The organism is Nocardioides sp. NPDC047086 (assembly GCF_040643685.1).
GTDB lineage: Bacteria > Actinomycetota > Actinomycetes > Propionibacteriales > Nocardioidaceae > Nocardioides.
On record NZ_JBEYUV010000001.1, the window covers coordinates 97,056 to 113,658 of the forward strand.

Consider the following 16,603-nt stretch of genomic DNA (forward strand, 5'->3'; position numbering starts at 1 on the left):
CCCGATGTACGTCTCACACCTCTCTCTGCATGACTTCCGCTCCTATCCGAACGTGGAGGTCCCGCTGGAGGCAGGCGTCACCGCCTTCGTCGGGAGGAACGGCCAGGGCAAGACCAACCTGGTCGAGGCCATCGACTATCTCTCCCGCCTGCAGTCCCACCGGGTCGCCACCGATGCGCCGCTGGTCCGGGCCGGCGCGGAGCAGGCGGTCGTACGCGCCGCCGTCGTGCGTGACGGTCGCACCGCGACGCTCGAGGTCGAGATCAACGCCGGCCGCGCCAACAAGGCCCGGATCAACAGGAGCCCGCTCCCCCGCACCCGCGACCTGGTCGGCCTGGTCCGCACGGTCGTCTTCTCCCCCGAGGACCTGACCCTCGTCAAGGGGGACCCCTCCGATCGGCGGCGCTTCCTCGACGACCTGATGATCCTGCGCGCACCCCGGCTGGCTGGCGTACGCAGCGACTACGACCGCGTCCTCAAGCAGCGCAACTCGCTGCTGAAGACCGCCGGCCTCGCGCGCGGATCCGCTCGCGAGGGTGCGCTCGCCACCTTGGCCGTCTGGGACGACCACCTCGCCGGCATCGGTGCCGAGATCCTCGCCCAGCGGCTCTCCCTGGTCGAAGCGTTGAAGCCGTACGTCGGCAAGGCCTATGAGACGGTCGCCCGCGGCGCGAGCCGCGACGACGCCGAGATCACCTACAAACCGGTGGTCGAGCCTGTCGAGGCCACCCCGACCGTCGAGACCCTCCGCCAGGCGATCCTCGCCGAGCTCGCCCGCCGCCAGAAGGACGAGCTCGACCGCGGCATCAGTCTCGTCGGTCCCCACCGCGACGACCTGCTCCTCCACATCAGCGCCGGCGCCGAGCGCCTCCCGGTCAAGGGCTATGCCAGCCACGGCGAGTCCTGGTCGTTCGCGCTGGCGCTGCGGTTGGCGGCGTACGACCTGCTGCGGGCCGACGGCGACGACCCGATCCTGATCCTCGACGACGTCTTCGCCGAGCTCGACAGCCAGCGCCGGGTCCAGCTGGCCGAGCTGGTCGCCGACGCCGAGCAGGTCCTGGTCACCGCGGCGGTCCCCGAGGACGTACCCGCTGCTCTTGCCGGTGCCCGCTACCACGTCACGGCCGGTGAGGTGACCCGCGGTGAGTGACCAGGAACCGGTGGTCGAGCCTGTCGAGACCACCGCCGAAGGCGGTGAGGAGGAACCCGAGAAGCGCCCCGACGGCCTCGACCTCGCCCGCTCCCTGACCCGAGCCACCGCGAAGATGCCCGCGCCGAAGGCAGGGATGCGGAAGAAGCGGCGTACGCCGGACAACGCCACCCGGCGCGGCACGGTCTCCGGTGCCCGGCCCGACGACCGCGACCCTCAGCTCATCGACTCGGTGGTGAGCCGGATGGTCAACGACCACGGCTGGGACACCTCGCTGCGTGTCCATGGGGTGATGGCCCGCTGGCCCGACATCGTCGGCGAGGAGATCGCCGACCACACCACCCCGGAGTCGTACGCCGACGGCAAGCTCTCCGTACGCACCGACTCCACCGCCTGGGCCACCCAGCTCAAGCTGCTGGCACCCAACCTGGTGAAGCGTCTCAACGAGGAGCTGGGCCACGGCACCGTCCTCGTCATCGAGGTGCTCGGACCGCATCTGCCCTCGTGGAAGAAGGGTCCCCGAGGCGTACGCGACGGTCGCGGGCCGCGCGACACCTATGGCTGAGAGCGGGTCGCGAACATGTGTTCGAGGCTGAGTTCGTGAGCCGCGATCTGCCGCTCTGAGCGCCCCGTGGACGTATAGGGACTCACCGAGCCCCCTGCTGAGGGCGCAGAGATGCCGTCAAGAGACGTACAGACGGCTATTTCGGTCACAGTTGCCCCTCAGGGAAGGCGGCATGCGTGGAATCCGGGGTTCTACGGGGTAATATAGAGGTTGGGTCGATCGTCCTAGGTTTTACTTCCCCGGCGCTGGTCGGCCCGTTGCATGCCCGACCGACACCATGTCCGATTCCGGACCGAAATGACAGGTGGATCGCACCGGTGACCGCTGCCGACCAGACGACTCCTATGCCGGACGACAAGACCACAGACGGAGTCGAATACGACGCGTCTGCCATCCAGGTCCTTGAAGGGCTCGAAGCGGTCCGCAAACGACCGGGTATGTACATCGGCTCGACGGGTGCCCGCGGCCTGCACCACCTGATCTGGGAGATCGTGGACAACGCGGTCGACGAGGCCCTCGCCGGCTACTGCGACACCATCAAGGTGACGCTGCGTGAGGACGGCTGGGTGAGCGTCTCCGACAACGGCCGAGGCATCCCGACCGACACCGCGGCCGGCCAGGAGATCCCCGCTGCGACCCTCGCGCTGACCGTGCTCCACGCCGGTGGCAAGTTCGGTGGTGGCGGCTATAAGGTCTCCGGCGGTCTGCACGGCGTCGGCTCGTCCGTCGTGAACGCGCTCTCGACCAAGCTCCACATGGAGATCAAGAACCGGGGCCGGCTGTGGGAGCAGGAGTTCACCCGCGGCGTACCCGACTACGACCTCCGCGAGGTGCGCGAGCTCGAGGAGGGCGAGCGCACCGGCACCACGATCTCCTGGATCGCCTCGAGCGACATCTTCGAGTCGACCGACTACAACCTCGAGACGATCTCGAGCCACTTCCGCGAGACCGCGTTCCTCAACAAGGGCCTGCGGATCGAGCTGCGTGACGAGCGTCCGGAGGCCTCCGCGCTGGCCGAGGCCGTCGAGGACGGCACGATCGAGTCCGACACCGACAGCGCCGACGAGCTGCACAGCTCCGGCAACGGCGAGCGGGTGCTGGAGCAGTCCTTCTACTACGAGCGCGGTCTGGCCGACTACGTCGACCACCTCAACAAGCGCAAGACCCCGGTCTCCAGCATCATCGCCTTCGAGACCGAGACCGACGAGAAGGCGCCCAACCCGATGAGCGTCGAGATCGCCATGCAGTGGCAGGCGTCCTCCTACAACGAGTCGGTCCACACCTTCGCCAACACGGTCAACACCCCCGGCGGCGGCACCCACGAAGAGGGCTTCCGCGCCGCGCTCACCACCCTGGTCAACCGCTGGGGCGAGGAGTGGGGTCTGATCAAGAAGAAGGAGGACCGGCTCACCGGTGACGACATCCGTGAGGGTCTCACCGCGATCATCTCGGTGAAGATCAGCGAGCCGCAGTTCGAGGGCCAGACCAAGGACAAGCTCGGCAACACCGAGGTCAAGGGCTTCGTGCAGGGCGCCGTCAACGACCAGCTCGGCGCCTGGCTGGAGCAGAACCCGGCCGAGGGCAAGGAGGTCATCCGCAAGTCGATGGCCGCGGCCTCGGCCCGGATCGCGGCCCGCAAGGCCCGTGACCTGGCGCGCAACCGCAAGGGCATCGGTGGCGGTGGCGGCCTGCCCGGCAAGCTCGCCGACTGCCAGTCGACCAACCCCGAAGAGTGCGAGATCTTCATCGTCGAGGGTGACTCCGCGGGTGGCTCGGCCAAGTCCGGCCGCGACCCGCGCATCCAGGCGATCCTCCCGATCCGAGGCAAGATCCTCAATGTCGAGAAGGCCCGGATCGACAAGGTGCTGGCCAACCAGGAGGTCCAGTCGATCATCTCCGCGCTGGGCACCGGCGTGCACGACGACTTCGACATCAACCGGCTGCGTTACCACAAGATCGTGATGATGGCCGACGCCGACGTCGACGGTCACCACATCAACACGCTGCTGCTGACGCTGCTGTTCCGGTTCATGAAGCCGCTGATCGAGCAGGGCTACGTCTACCTCGCCCAGCCGCCGCTCTACCGCCTGCGCTGGAACAAGCCGGCCGAGCACGAGTTCGTCTACTCCGACGCCGAGCGCGACGCCCTCATGCGTGACGGCCTCGAGCAGGGCAAGAAGCTGCCCAAGGAGAACCCGGTCCAGCGCTACAAGGGTCTGGGCGAGATGAACGCCGACGAGCTGTGGGAGACCACGATGGACCCCTCGCAGCGGCTGCTGCTGCAGGTCACCCTCGAGGACGCCGCCCACGCCGACGAGATCTTCTCGATCCTCATGGGCGAGGACGTCGCCGAGCGACGCTCCTTCATCCAGCGCAACGCCAAAGACGTACGTTTCCTGGACATCTGATCCGGCCAAAGAAACGATTGAGCGAGAGACGACACAGTGACTGAAACCCCGGACATGCCCGGCGGCCGGATCGAGACCGTCGAGCTTCAGGCCTCGATGCAGGCCAGCTACATCGACTACGCGATGGCCGTCATCGTCGGCCGCGCGCTGCCGGACGTACGCGACGGCCTCAAGCCCGTCCACCGGCGGGTGCTCTACGCGATGTACGACGGTGGCTACCGCCCCGACCGCGGGTTCTCCAAGTGCGCCCGCGTCGTCGGTGAGGTGATGGGTAACTACCACCCCCACGGCGACTCGGCGATCTACGACACCCTGGTCCGGCTCGCGCAGCCGTGGGTGCTGCGCTACCCGCTGATCCACGGCCAGGGCAACTTCGGCTCGCCCGGCAACGACCCGGCCGCGGCCATGCGTTACACCGAGTGCCGGATGGCGCCGCTGGCGCTGGAGATGGTCCGCGACATCACCGAGGACACCGTCGACTTCGGCCCCAACTACGACGGCCGCTCCCAGGAGCCGTCGATCCTGCCCGCGCGCTTCCCGAACCTGCTGGTCAACGGCTCGGCCGGTATCGCGGTCGGGATGGCGACCAACATCCCTCCGCACAACCTGCGTGAGGTCGCCTCCGGCGCCAAGTGGGCGCTCGAGCACCCCGACGCGACACGCGAGGAGCTCCAGGACGCGCTGATCGAGCGGGTCAAGGGCCCCGACTTCCCCAACGGTGCGCTGATCGTCGGCCGCGAGGGCATCGAGCAGGCCTACCGCACCGGTCGCGGCTCGATCACCCAGCGTGCGGTGATCGACGTCGACGAGGACAACAAGGGCCGCACCACCCTCGTCATCACCGAGCTCCCCTACATGGTGAACCCGGACAACCTCGCCCAGAAGATCGCCGACCTGGCCGACACCGGCAAGGTGCAGGGCATCGCGGACGTCAAGGACAACACCTCCTCCCGCACCGGGCAGCAGCTCGTGGTCGTGCTCAAGCGCGATGCGGTCGCCCGGGTCGTACTCAACAACCTGCTCAAGCACACCGAGCTGCAGACCAACTTCTCCGCCAACATGCTGGCGCTGGTCGACGGTGTGCCGCGCACGCTCTCGATCGACCAGTTCATCTCCAACTGGGTCGAGCACCAGATCGACGTCATCCGGAGGCGTACGGCATTCCGGCTGCGCAAGGCCGAGGAGGACGCCCACATCTGGCGCGGCCTGGTCAAGGCGCTCGACCAGCTCGACGCGGTCATCGCGCTGATCCGCTCCTCCCCCGAGGTCGACGACGCCCGCCAGGGCCTGATCCGGCTGCTCGACATCGACGAGGTCCAGGCCAACGCGATCCTCGACATGCAGCTGCGTCGCCTCGCGGCGCTCGAGCGGCAGAAGATCATCGACCGCCTCGCCGAGCTCGAGCTGATCATCGCCGACCTCGAGGACATCCTCGCCAACGTGACCCGTCAGCGTCAGATCGTCATGGACGAGCTCGACGAGATCGTCGCGAAGTACGGCGACGACCGGCGCACCCAGATCATCGCCGCCGACGGCGACCTCTCCATGGAGGACCTCATCCCCGATGAGGAGCTGGTCGTCTCGATCACCCGCGGTGGCTACGCCAAGCGCACCCTCGCGAACGAGTACCGCACCCAGAAGCGCGGTGGGAAGGGCGTACGCGGCGCCACCCTGCGCGGCGACGACGTGGTCGAGCACTTCATCTCGACCACCAACCACCACTGGCTGCTCTTCTTCACCACCGCCGGCCGGGTCTACCGGATCAAGGCCTACAACCTGCCCGAGGCGGCGCGTGACGCCAAGGGTGGTCACGTGGCCGGGCTGCTCTCGTTCCAGCCGGACGAGTCGATCGCCCAGGTGCTCGCGATCCGCGACTACGAGCAGGCGCCCTACCTCGTGCTCGCCACCCGCTCCGGTCTGATCAAGAAGACCCGGCTCGGGGACTACAACTCGCCCCGTCAGGCCGGCGTCATCGCGATCAACTTCCGCGAGGACGACGACGAGCTGATCGGCGCCGAGCTGGTCAACTCCGAGGACGACATCCTGCTGGTCTCCCGCAAGGGCCAGGCGATCCGGTTCCGCGCCGACGACAACCAGCTGCGGCCGATGGGCCGGGCGACCTCGGGTGTCACCGGCATGAAGTTCCGGGAGGGCGACTCGCTGCTGTCGATGTCGGTCATCCGGGCCGAGCACGTCGCCGCCGAGATCGCGGCCGGGCTCTCCGAGGCCAACGAGGACACCGCGGACGTTGCGGCTCCTGTCTCCGGTGCCGAGTCGCCTGACGAGGTCAAGGAGCAGTTCGTCTTCACCATCACCGATGGCGGGTTCGCCAAGCGTACGAAGATCTCCGAGTACCGGCTGCAGTCCCGCGGCGGTCTGGGCATCAAGACCATGGCCCTGGCCAACGCCGACCGCGGCGGTCTGGTCGGTGCGTTCATCGTGGTCGACGGCGACGAGATCCTCTCGATCACCGCGACCGGCCAGGTCGTACGCAGCCCGATCAACGCCGACTTCCGGCCGACCGGTCGCTCCACCCAGGGCGTCAAGTTCGTCTCGCCCAAGAAGGGTGACTCGGTCGCCGTCGTGGCGCGTTCCGTCGAGGCCCGTGAGGTCGACGATGACGTCGTCACCGGGACAGAGGTTGCAGATGATGTAACAATCGGTGGAGACGACGAGCACGGAGCGTCGTCCGAGACCACGACGGAAGATGAATCCTGATGACGGACCGCACCGCCGACCGCACGACCGGGGGAGTCGCGATGACCGAGCGGAACGAGACCGCACAGCCGGTGACCCAGCGGATCACGGACACGGTTGCCAACGCGGCCAGGCGTACGACCTCCGCGGTGGCCTCGACCGCCCGCACCTCCGGCCCAGCCGGCGCGGAACGGGACGCGGTCAGCGGCTCGTCGCGTCGGGCCCGGTTGAGCCTGAGCCGCATCGACCCGTGGTCGGTCATGAAGATGGCCTTCCTGCTCTCGATCGCGCTCAGCGTCGTGGTGATCGTCGCCGTCTTCGTGATCTGGTCGGTGCTCGGCGCCGCCGGCGTGTGGGACTCGATCAACCAGGCGGTCCAGGACGTCGTCGGTGACTCCAGCGCCGGCTGGAACGTGCAGGACTACCTCGGCCTCCCCCGCATCATGGGCTTCACCATGGTCGTCTCGGTGGTCAACATCGTCCTGATGACCGCCGTCGCCACCCTCGCTGCGTTCCTCTACAACATGGCCGCCGCGCTCCTGGGCGGCGTGGAAGTAGAGCTCACCGAGAACTGAGCCACGCTCGAACCTGCAACCTGGGGAGGGTTGTCCGAACACCGTTCGGATGGCCCTCCCCAGGTTCATTCGTTCAGCGGGCAGGTTCGGCCGCAGCTCTGCTGTGTCCCGCTCCAGCCGTTTCTGGTGAGGATCCGTCCTATGCGGGCCGCCGTCTGACACGGGGTGTCGAACACCTGGTGGAACCGCAGTCGCGCGGTCACCGTCCCGAGCTCGGCGAGATCGTCCAACGAACGATCGGCATCACGGGCCTGGTCGCGCCAAGAGTCGTGGCCGAGGCACCATCGAGCTCGACCACCAGGGCATACCCGTCGTACTCGATGTCACGGAACTGGTCGCCCGAAGCACCGATACGTGGCGATTGGCGCCGTCCCGAGGGGAGACCGTGCGCCCGCTCGACCTTGGTGAGATAGCCGTGCTCGAGCACCGAGTGCGTGCCGGTCGCGAGGTCGTCGACCAAGCCTTGGATGAGCTTCCGGCGGCGTAGGGAGCGTGCGCGGTTAAGGGCTTCCCGGAGCGTGGTCGCGGTGACGTAGGACCGGCTCGCCACCTCGGCAACCCGCGCGATCGCATCGATCTCGGTCCTGGCTTCGTTCGCCATCGCCAGAGCGTTGTCCTCGACCTTCAGGCGCGGTGGAGTGCCTCCGTAGGCCTTGCGTTCGAGGTCGCGCATCCGGTGGACGACGATGCCGGGCTGGGGCATCACCTTGCGGGAATGGTCGATGGCGACGTGGATCGCACGACCGTCATCGCGCCCCCGCGGAGCTTCGAGGCTCTCGCGGCACAGCACGGCCGGAGCGGCGTAGAGCACCGCGGCCCACGCCCGCTGCTCCCAGGTGAGCGGCCCGGTGTGGGTGATGTAGACGCGCGGGTGCACCCGGCGGAGCTCGTTGCGGCGTACGGACCTCTCGATGTCGATCCTGCTCAGGCCGCCGGCGGTGAGCTGGGCATAGGTCGCGACGCCGTCCTGCATCCGTCGCTGAGCGTCCAGCATCCGCGCCGCATCCTCGCGCGCGGAGATCGTCTGCCGGTCCTCCGAGTCGGACATGTTGGCACCCTAACCCTGGGGAGGTCTGTCCGAACCAGGTTCGGAAGGACCTCCCCAGGGACGATGGGATGTCATCGTTTTGGTGCCTCGGGCAGCAGCCGGGTAATGTTTCCTCTCGCCTGCTGGTAGGGGCTTCCACCCTCCAGTTGGCGCCTGCGCTTATAGCTCAGACGGTTAGAGCACCACACTGATAATGTGGGGGTCGGAGGTTCAAGTCCTCCTAAGCGCACCACTCGTTTCCGCAGGTCAGAGGCTCCCATCGGGGGCCTCGCCTTCGTTTTCGGGGCTGTCATCCTCGTCAGATGCCCCCAGGGTGCCCCCGAGCCTCTCAGCGGAGGACCAGAGGTTGTCGTCGACGAGGTGCCCGTAGAGGTCCATCGTCATGGCTGCCGAGGCGTGCCCCAGGATGCGCTGCAGGACCTTCGGATCGGCACCGGCAGCGAGCCAGAGTGAGGCGCAGGTGTGCCGGAGGTCGTGAACCCGAAGGGCGGGCCGGTCGATCTTCTTGATTGCCTCAGCCCAGCCGACCGAGCGCTTCCAGTTCCGCTCAGACAGCGGGCCACCGCGCGGGGCGTGGAAGATCCAGTCGTCGGGGTCCTTGCCCTTACACCAGCGGTCGAAGATCGGGACGAGTTCTTCAACGAGCGGGGCGGTCCGAGCACGCTTGCTCTTGAGCGTGTCGACGTAGAGCGAGCCGGTTTCCATGCTCGACAGCACCGCGCGTTGCAGGCGTACGCCGTGCCCGGGGACCCTTAGCCGGTCGCGGACCTGGAGCCCGGCGAGTTCGCCCCAGCGGGGGCCGAGGTAGGCCAGGACCTTGACGATGTCGCCATAGTCGAGGGCATCGGCGGGGTCGTCCTCGGTGATGGTCGAGCAAGCCTCAGCCAGCGCGAGCACCTCCTTGCTGGTCAGGAACTGGCCCTCGCGTCGGACCTTGCCTGAGGTAGGTGCCGCGACCCGCTCAGCCGGGTTCTTCGTGATCCGGCCGTCCTGCACTGCGAAGGCGAGCAGGCCCCGGAAGACCGCCAGGTGACGAGCGACCGTGGACTGTGCTGCACCGGAGGCGATCAGCCGACCAACCCAGGTTGCAATATCGGCCGAGGTGATCGAGGCGACCGGGACCTTCCCGAACTTCGGCTCGATGTGGTTGCGCCAGGCGGCCACTTCGAGAGCGAGGGTCTTGCGCTTGAGGCTGTTGCGGGACTCCAGCCAGTCGACGGCGACCACCGAGAGCGCGACCTGACCCCGGCGAGGGTCGTGCCACTCCCCCAGGCGTAGGCGTCGCTTCTGGTCGTCCTCCCAGGCCTCAGCATCGCGTTTGCGGTCGAAGACCGAGGTAGCGACTTCTCGGCCGTGATGCTTCACCCGAGCGCGATAGCGGACCTTGCCGCTCTTGGTGGTGTAGCGCTGCACGCTCATGCGGCAACCTCCTGCTCTTGCTGCTCAGCAACCCAGGCGAGGACGGCCGAGCGCTGCCAGGAGAGGCGACGCCCGATCTTGACCGCCGGAGCGAACCGGCCTTCCTGGCGAAGCCACTTGATGGTGATGACGGGGACCCGCAGGAATTCGGACACCTCGTCAATGGTCATCAGCGGCTCCAGGCCGCCAGTCTCTGCACTCATCGGATCTTCCTTTCATCGGTTGGTGTTCTTGGTCTGGGCCTTCCACTGGTCGTACTCGCGGGCACGGGCAGCGGCGGCCAGGGCGAGGGCTTCGTCTCCGGGGTGGGTCCAGCCGACGCCTTCGAAGGCCCACCGGCTGATGACGAGGGTGGTGTCTTCGTCGTCGGCCAGGAGGCGGGCTTCGAGTTCGCCGAGGTCGAGCAGCGCGGCCCGGGCGTCCTGGTCGGTCTTGGAGGCCTCGATGAGTTGGCGGTACTTGGCACGAGCGCGACGCAGGCGACCGAGGCTGATCGAGTAGCGCCGCGACTTGGTGGAGAAGTGGCCCCGGAAGCCGAGCATGTGGGCCCACTTGCCGAGGTAGTAGTAGGGGTTGTTCTCCTTGCCGTCCCGGTCGGTGTGCAGCCCGTAGTGGCGGCGGGACCTGGCGGCGAGTTCGCGGCACCTCGAGGAGAACGCGGCGATGTGTTCGCGGGGCTCGTCGAGGCTGTTGGTGCTGATCGAGTTGGCGTCTTTGGTGGCGTACTTGGCGAGGTACCCGGCGACCTGGCCGGGGGTGAGGGGGCCGTTGGGGTCGTCGGTGCGGTGCCCGTCGCGGACCACGCGGATATCGAGCTGCTGTCCCCAGCGCAGGACCCGGGCGGGGTCGTCGGCGTCGATGGGGTCGGCGGTGAACTCGATTCGGCCGGCCGCGTGCTCCAGGAGCCGACCGAGGGTGTGACCGTCGATCGGAGCAGGTGACCCCGGACCGTCAGGGCCGTCGAGGCGGATGAGGGCGTGGAAGTGGACGAGCCCGCGGGCTTGGTATTCGGCGACCTTGGCGAACTGCACCGCGGCGAGGTCGGCCAGGCAGGGCAGCGGGGTGGGGTTCTTCTTGGTGGGCTTGCGTCGGGTCTCGGTGACGCCGAGGTGATCGGCCAAGGCCCGGCGTAGCGCGATGGTCGTGCGGCGCCACAACTCGGGGGCGTGCCACTGCCACACGATCGCGCTGTCGAGGTCGTGACACTCGTGGCACAGGGGCGCGCCATTGATCGAGTCGTCCTCGCCGTGGATGCTCATGCAGGACAGCGGGCGGCCGTGTTCGCAGGTCACCGGCTGTCCGGGCCTGGCCGAGCGAGGCCGACACCTTCCGCCAACACGCTGGCCGTTCTTCGGTCGGGGGCCGTGGACGTGGCCGAAGGTGGGGGCGGTGAAGGTGACGAAGAGCAGCGGGTTGTCTGCCACCGTGTCCGGGATCGTCTTCCCCCCGACGAGCCCGGCGTTGATCATGGCGAAGGTGTCGCGGGCGTAGACCCGGGAGCAGGCCGGGCACACATCAGCGCGGCGGTTGCCGCAGGGCCGGTAGAGCACCCCGAGCGGGGCATTCGCGGACGAGAACGCGCCGACGAGATCCCCGGTTCGGGCGTCGAAGGTCTCCGAGGCCCCGGTCAGCCGGATGGGGTGGGCGCAGTACCCGACCGATGCGGCGGTCTCGGACCAGGCGTCGAAAGTGCCATCCAGGAGCCGGGCAGCAGTCGAGGCGAACTCGGCGTCGGAGAGCCCGGACAGATCCAGCGGCGCATCCTCCCCATACCCGGGGAAGGTGCCCCGAGCCGGAGACGATGCGTCACTGTGGATGCCCGGTGCATCCAGGGTCGAAGCAGTCACCACAACAGCCCCTGACCATCAGCGGTGACCGTGGAGCGAGCGGGATTGGCGGTCTGGAGCCACCACACGTCACAGCCGGGGCAGTGGTGTCCGTGGCGGACCTCGTGGAGCGGGTCCTGGTCACAGGTGTGGTTGTGGACGTCGGTGTCCTTGGTCGCGGTGCAGGTCGTCGCGTTCATGCCGCACCGTCCAGGAGTGAGGTCGCGGGGAGAGCGTCGAGCAGGTCGAGCAGGTCCTCAGGCGCGGGGGCCTGGTCGACGCCGCACCACCAGCCACCGGTGACGCGGTTCCGCGTGGCGTAGGCCTGGCAGGCGAGCCGGACCGGACAGCCGTCGCAGGTCTCTCGCATCAGGTCGACCAGGACCGTGGGGACCGCGCTGGTGTCCGAGGTCCAGGGCAGACCGCGCTTGTCGGTGGCGGCACAGGCCGCGTCGTTCATCCAGGCCGGGGTAGTCATCGCGCACCCCCATCGGTCAGGGAGAGCGGCATACCCGAGGCGTCCACGGCATCCGGGATGGTCACCAGGTCCGGGGTCGCGGGGTAGAGCGAGGCCAGACGCCGGATGAGTTCATCGGGCCAGTAGTCGGCGCGGATGCGGTCGGTGGAGCCGTCCTCGTCGATGATCCAGGCCGTGCCCTGGGCGGCCTTGAGGATCCGGTGTGCAGCCGCCTGGGTGGCCATGCCGTCACCGAGGACCATGTTGGTCTCCATCGCGGAACGGACCCGCAGGGCGATGGTCTGGGTGAACAGACCGCGCATGTCGATAACCTCCTTGCGGGGGTCCTGGACGAACGCGCACACCACGACACCCACCGCGCGACCGATCGAGAGAAGCCGCTTCAGGAGCCGCTCGGCCTCCTTCTTGATCTCCGGATCGGCGTACGCCGTCAGCGAGGCCAACTCATCGATGACCAGGAGGTAGAGCGGGTCACCCGGGCCGGGCTTGTGGTTACGAGAGATGCCCTGGAGCGCTTCGGTGCGCTGGTCGGCGATGGAGACCAACTCCCGCAGCATCTCCACCGCCCGGTCACCCTTGACAGCAATCTTGGTGAACAGCGGAGCGCCCATCATCAACTCCATGCCGCCCTTGAGGTCGATCCCGAAGGCCCGCACCGCATCCACCGAGATAGCGGGCGAGAGCGAGCCGACGATGCCCCACAGGAACGACCCCTTACCGGCACCGGAGGCACCCACGACGAGGGTGTGACGCTGCTCGACCTGGAGGTGGAACGGCTTGCCGTTCTGACGGCGACCGAGCAGAACCGTCTCTGTCTGCATCCGGGGCTCCGGCATGACAGCGGTTGCGGGCTTGGTGATGAGGTCGCGCATCACGAGCTCGAACATCACCGTGGAGCCGGGGCGACGCTTGGCGGGGTAGACCCGGTAGGAGTCGGCCTGATACGTGGCCGCGAGTTTGGGGGCGAAGGCCTCCAGGTCGGCCAGGGCCTGACCGCGACGGGTGCGGACCTTGAGGGTCACCGAGTGGGCCGAGGTGATGACTCGCTTGAGGCGCGGGTCGCGCCATTTCTCGATGGATTCCTCACCCACGCCCATGCGCTTGACTCGCTTGGTCCGACGCTTGGACAGACCCGATTCACGGGCGAGGCCCTTCCAGGTGCACCGGAAGACCAGCCACCACCAGGCACGCCGGACGAGCATGCCCAGCCAGACCAGCGCCGCGAGGGTCGGTTTCCGAGTGGCGGGGATCGCGATCAGGACCGCGAGCGCCAGGGCGACCAGGCCGCCGAGGCTGTAGACGAGTGTTTCGTTCATGACTTGCTGCCTTTCCAGAGTTGCCGGGGTGGAGTCCCGCCAGCCGCCGCGCGCTTCCCTTCACGCGACGGCCAGCGGGAGCCTTCGGGGTGCCACGTCGTGCTCAGTCGAAGAGCACGCGGGCGACGAGGTAGAGCAGGCCGAGGACCATCACGACGCCGAGCGCGGTGCCCATCAGGCCCTCGCCTCGGTGGTCTCGTAGGCGACGACGCTGATGTCGATCGGGCTGTCGGTGGCGTGGTCGACCAGGCCGATGTAGTCGTGCATGACCTGGCCGTCGATGACCGGGCCGACGTAGTGCCCCGTCAGGCCGAGCGCATCGGCCAGGACCTGAGCCTCGTCGATGGTGCGCATGGTGACCCGCACTTCGGCGAGCAGTCGCTTACCGCCGAGCGTGCTGCCGTCCTCGAGAATTTCCAGCGAGACGAGCCCCGGGGACTGGACGTCGATCTGCGGCAGGCGCTCCATCACGTTGCCCAGGAACTCCAGTTCGGCCCACATCACGCAGCCGCCTTCGAGGTCGTACCCGCAGCGGGCTTACGAGCGCCGGGGGCCTCCATGCCCGTGGCCGTGAGGGACCACATCAACTTGGGACGGTTGCCGGAGTCGTCGATCCACGGGACACCAACCAGGTTCGTGAACACGACCGGGACGAACGGGAGACCCGTGTCGTTGGCCGGGGGCACCGGCTGGTGCTTGGCGAGGATCTTGACGTTGACCGTCTTGTCGTTCTTGCCCGCCTCCGGGTCGGCGTCGAGGACCGGGACGGTCCAGGTCGGGAGACCGGTCTCCTTGTCGATCTTCTGCGGACGGGTCCCGTCCGGGAGCGGTGCCGCCTCCCAGTCCTGGACCTGCTCGACCGCGCCGACGACGAACGCGCCAGCCGAGAACACCAGGTCGTTGCCGAGGTTCATCTTGCGAGGGATAGCCATTGCCCTAGTCCTTCTCTGTTGGTGAGGACTCCTTCAGTCCTCTATAGGACTATAGGAGCATAGGACTGGGCAGGCTGTCAACCAGTCCTCTAAAGGACTAGGCTGGATTCATCCAGGAAGGAGGCCCCCAGGTGGCCGCAAAGTTCGACAGGATCGCCGCTGACCTGCGGCATCGCATCGAGGCGTCCGAGTTGCAGCCGGGCGACCGGCTCCCGAGCGAGACTGCGCTTCTTGAGGAGTACGGGGTCAGCCTCGGCACTCTGAGGCGTGCGCTCGATTTGCTCGAAGCCGAACGGCACATCCAGAGGGTGCACGGACGCGGGACCTTCGTACGGTCTCGCCGCACCCGCTTGGAGCGCTCGTCGACCCGCTACCAGTGGGAGAAGAACCGAGTTGGCCTCAGCGAGGAAGAGCGGCTGTCAGAAGGGGCATCTGAGAAGGACACCGGGCTTCCCCTGGAGCGCTTCGTCTTCTCCGCACGCTATGAAGAGGCCAAGGCGGACGAGGACTTGGCGGATGCGCTCGGGGTAGAGGTCGGCACTCCTCTCTTGCGGCGTACGTACCGAACGCGCGTTGACGACGAGTCCGCGCCGTTCGCTCTTGTCGTCTCACACCTGGTCGTTTCGCACATCGAGGGGAACCCTCGCCTCATGGACGAGAGCGCCGAACCGTGGCCAGGTGGCACTCAGCATCAGTTGTCTACTGTGGGTATCGAGGTCGAGCGCATCACGGACCGCGTGCTCGCTCGGCCGGCCACGGCAGACGAAGCCCGGGAGTTCGATGTAGCACCCGGCGAAGCGCTCCTGGTCGACCGCAAGACGACGTTCAGCACGGATGGCCGCGTCGTCGAGGTTGCAGACAACAAGTGGCCAGCGGACCGCATGGCGCTGTCCTTCGAGACGACACTGGAGAAGGCGAGTCGATGAGCGACAACCGAATCTCAGTCATCACACCGGTGCACGCGCCGTCAGTCCCCTACCTCATGGACGCCTACGAGTCTCTCCGGAGGCAGGAGTTGCCGGAGTCCTGGCGCTGGGAGTGGCTTATCCAGTGTGATGGGCCGATCGCCGACAGCCTCCCGGACCCGATCCGCACGGACCCTCGATGCGCGATCGACGAGAACCGTCCCTCAGGGCCGGGTCCGACTCGAAACATGGCATTCGCTCGCTCGACTGGCTCCATCATCCGGAACCTGGACGCTGACGACCGTCTCACTGATGGGGCGCTGGCTCGGGACATTCGTGCTCACCAGGAGCACCCCGAGATCGGTTGGACGACCTCGACGGCGTACGACTGTGACGACGAGACGGGCGAACTTTCGCGATGGGTTCACGGCGACCCGGAGCCCGGCCTGGTCGAGCCCGGATGGGTGCTGAGGGTCTGGGAGGACAACGATTGGAAGTGGCTTCCCAATATGCCCACCTCCATGAGCATCAAACGGGACCTGCTTCTGAGGCTCGGTGGCTGGATGGCTTTGCCGACGAGCGAGGACACCGGACTCCTTGTCGCCGCCAGTGCCCTAGCGTCGGGGCATCTGGAGGCAGAGCCCGGCCTGATCTACCGCAAGCACAACGCCCAGGTAACGGCCTCGCCCGAGCACCTGGACACCGCACATGCCGAACAACGACGGACCCTCATCGTCGCTCGTGCACGAGCGCTTCAAGAACTCGTGCAGGCATCGCGAGAGACGAGCCCAACGCCCTCATGACGAGCCGACCGGTTCCAGCCGCATCCCCTGTTTCGTGAGAACTTTCTCTACTGACTCAAGGCGGCCTTCGGCCGCGTGCGCGGCCTCCGGGGGCGTGCGGCCTGGCGGCCGGTCCCCCTACGTGCCGCGCAAATGAAGAAGAGCGCCCAGTCCGTAGACCAAGCGCTCACTCTCCAGGGCCAGCAGCTAGAACCGTTCGACCCGCCGAGGTCGTTGCTTCTCACTCACGAGCCACACCAGTTCTTCCGCCGATGACGAGGGCGGGGGCCACCGTGGCGGCGTACGCTCTCCAGCCCTCGTCGAGTCGATCAGGCGTAGGCTTTCGTACGTCAGGGGCAAGCCCCCGAACCCCCGCCAAGGGGGCCAGGTGCCGGAATGGGTGACGCTCCGCCCCCGCGATACAGACTCCCGAACGTGCCCCCAGGATGCCCCCGCTGCATCGAATCGGCACCTGTTGAGCCATGCCGAACCATGACGTTCG

The 16,603-nt window shown here is 67.6% G+C and carries 16 protein-coding genes and 1 tRNA gene; 8 read left to right on the forward strand and 9 right to left on the reverse strand.

Going from position 1 to position 16,603, the window contains the following annotated elements:
* The first annotated feature begins 4 nt into the window (after positions 1 to 4).
* From recF to ABZ796_RS00510, 5 genes are all read left to right on the forward strand, one after another.
* Complete coding sequence (recF, locus tag ABZ796_RS00490) at positions 5 to 1,150, forward strand: DNA replication/repair protein RecF (protein ID WP_357333658.1); 1,146 nt, start codon at positions 5 to 7, stop codon at positions 1,148 to 1,150.
* On the forward strand, positions 1,143 to 1,715 hold the full coding sequence (locus tag ABZ796_RS00495) for a DciA family protein (RefSeq protein ID WP_357333660.1): 573 nt from the start codon (positions 1,143 to 1,145) through the stop codon (positions 1,713 to 1,715). The genes recF and ABZ796_RS00495 overlap by 8 nt, the downstream gene beginning before the upstream one ends.
* A gap of 344 nt (positions 1,716 to 2,059) precedes the next feature.
* Positions 2,060 to 4,123 (forward strand): DNA topoisomerase (ATP-hydrolyzing) subunit B, encoded by a 2,064-nt coding sequence (gyrB, locus tag ABZ796_RS00500; protein ID WP_357334142.1) that lies wholly within the window; start codon positions 2,060 to 2,062, stop codon positions 4,121 to 4,123.
* Between the two features lie 54 nt (positions 4,124 to 4,177).
* Positions 4,178 to 6,841, forward strand: coding sequence for a DNA gyrase subunit A (gene gyrA / locus ABZ796_RS00505; protein ID WP_357334144.1), 2,664 nt, complete (start codon positions 4,178 to 4,180; stop codon positions 6,839 to 6,841).
* Positions 6,841 to 7,395 carry a DUF3566 domain-containing protein gene (locus ABZ796_RS00510; protein WP_357333662.1) on the forward strand — a complete coding sequence of 185 codons (555 nt, stop codon included), beginning with the start codon at positions 6,841 to 6,843 and terminating at the stop codon, positions 7,393 to 7,395. Before gyrA ends, ABZ796_RS00510 begins: the two co-directional genes overlap by 1 nt.
* Before the next feature lie 199 nt (positions 7,396 to 7,594).
* On the opposite strand, the gene ABZ796_RS00515 is transcribed toward ABZ796_RS00510, so the two are convergent.
* Positions 7,595 to 8,443 carry a hypothetical protein gene (locus ABZ796_RS00515; RefSeq protein ID WP_357333664.1) on the reverse strand — a complete coding sequence of 283 codons (849 nt, stop codon included), beginning with the start codon at positions 8,441 to 8,443 and terminating at the stop codon, positions 7,595 to 7,597.
* Between the two features lie 155 nt (positions 8,444 to 8,598).
* Here ABZ796_RS00515 and ABZ796_RS00520 point away from each other — a divergent pair.
* Positions 8,599 to 8,675 (forward strand) — tRNA-Ile (locus ABZ796_RS00520).
* A gap of 14 nt (positions 8,676 to 8,689) precedes the next feature.
* Here ABZ796_RS00520 and ABZ796_RS00525 read toward each other — a convergent pair.
* The 8 genes from ABZ796_RS00525 to ABZ796_RS00560 form a co-directional block, all read right to left on the reverse strand.
* Positions 8,690 to 9,862 (reverse strand): tyrosine-type recombinase/integrase, encoded by a 1,173-nt coding sequence (locus tag ABZ796_RS00525; protein ID WP_357333665.1) that lies wholly within the window; start codon positions 9,860 to 9,862, stop codon positions 8,690 to 8,692.
* The gene (locus ABZ796_RS00530; RefSeq protein WP_357333667.1) at positions 9,859 to 10,065 is read right to left on the reverse strand and encodes a helix-turn-helix domain-containing protein; all 207 of its coding nucleotides are present in this window, start codon (positions 10,063 to 10,065) and stop codon (positions 9,859 to 9,861) included. The genes ABZ796_RS00525 and ABZ796_RS00530 overlap by 4 nt, the downstream gene beginning before the upstream one ends.
* 12 nt (positions 10,066 to 10,077) lie before the next feature.
* On the reverse strand, positions 10,078 to 11,709 hold the full coding sequence (locus ABZ796_RS00535; protein ID WP_357333669.1) for a replication initiator: 1,632 nt from the start codon (positions 11,707 to 11,709) through the stop codon (positions 10,078 to 10,080).
* Complete coding sequence (locus ABZ796_RS00540; protein WP_357333671.1) at positions 11,706 to 11,888, reverse strand: hypothetical protein; 183 nt, start codon at positions 11,886 to 11,888, stop codon at positions 11,706 to 11,708. The genes ABZ796_RS00535 and ABZ796_RS00540 overlap by 4 nt, the downstream gene beginning before the upstream one ends.
* Entirely contained in the window at positions 11,885 to 12,166 is a 282-nt protein-coding gene (locus ABZ796_RS00545; RefSeq protein WP_357333672.1) for a WhiB family transcriptional regulator, read from the reverse strand. The genes ABZ796_RS00540 and ABZ796_RS00545 overlap by 4 nt, the downstream gene beginning before the upstream one ends.
* Positions 12,163 to 13,482 carry an FtsK/SpoIIIE domain-containing protein gene (locus ABZ796_RS00550; RefSeq protein ID WP_357333674.1) on the reverse strand — a complete coding sequence of 440 codons (1,320 nt, stop codon included), beginning with the start codon at positions 13,480 to 13,482 and terminating at the stop codon, positions 12,163 to 12,165. The genes ABZ796_RS00545 and ABZ796_RS00550 overlap by 4 nt, the downstream gene beginning before the upstream one ends.
* Before the next feature lie 174 nt (positions 13,483 to 13,656).
* Entirely contained in the window at positions 13,657 to 13,983 is a 327-nt protein-coding gene (locus ABZ796_RS00555) for a hypothetical protein (RefSeq protein WP_357333676.1), read from the reverse strand.
* On the reverse strand, positions 13,983 to 14,414 hold the full coding sequence (locus ABZ796_RS00560; protein WP_357333678.1) for a plasmid replication, integration and excision activator: 432 nt from the start codon (positions 14,412 to 14,414) through the stop codon (positions 13,983 to 13,985). Before ABZ796_RS00560 ends, ABZ796_RS00555 begins: the two co-directional genes overlap by 1 nt.
* A gap of 131 nt (positions 14,415 to 14,545) precedes the next feature.
* On the opposite strand from ABZ796_RS00560, the gene ABZ796_RS00565 reads away from it, so the two are divergent.
* Positions 14,546 to 15,340, forward strand: a complete 795-nt coding sequence (locus tag ABZ796_RS00565; RefSeq protein WP_357333680.1) for a GntR family transcriptional regulator — start codon at positions 14,546 to 14,548, stop codon at positions 15,338 to 15,340.
* A complete protein-coding gene (locus ABZ796_RS00570; RefSeq protein ID WP_357333682.1) occupies positions 15,337 to 16,122 on the forward strand; it encodes a glycosyltransferase in 786 nt (261 codons plus the stop codon). Before ABZ796_RS00565 ends, ABZ796_RS00570 begins: the two co-directional genes overlap by 4 nt.
* Positions 16,123 to 16,603: the final 481 nt, after the last annotated feature.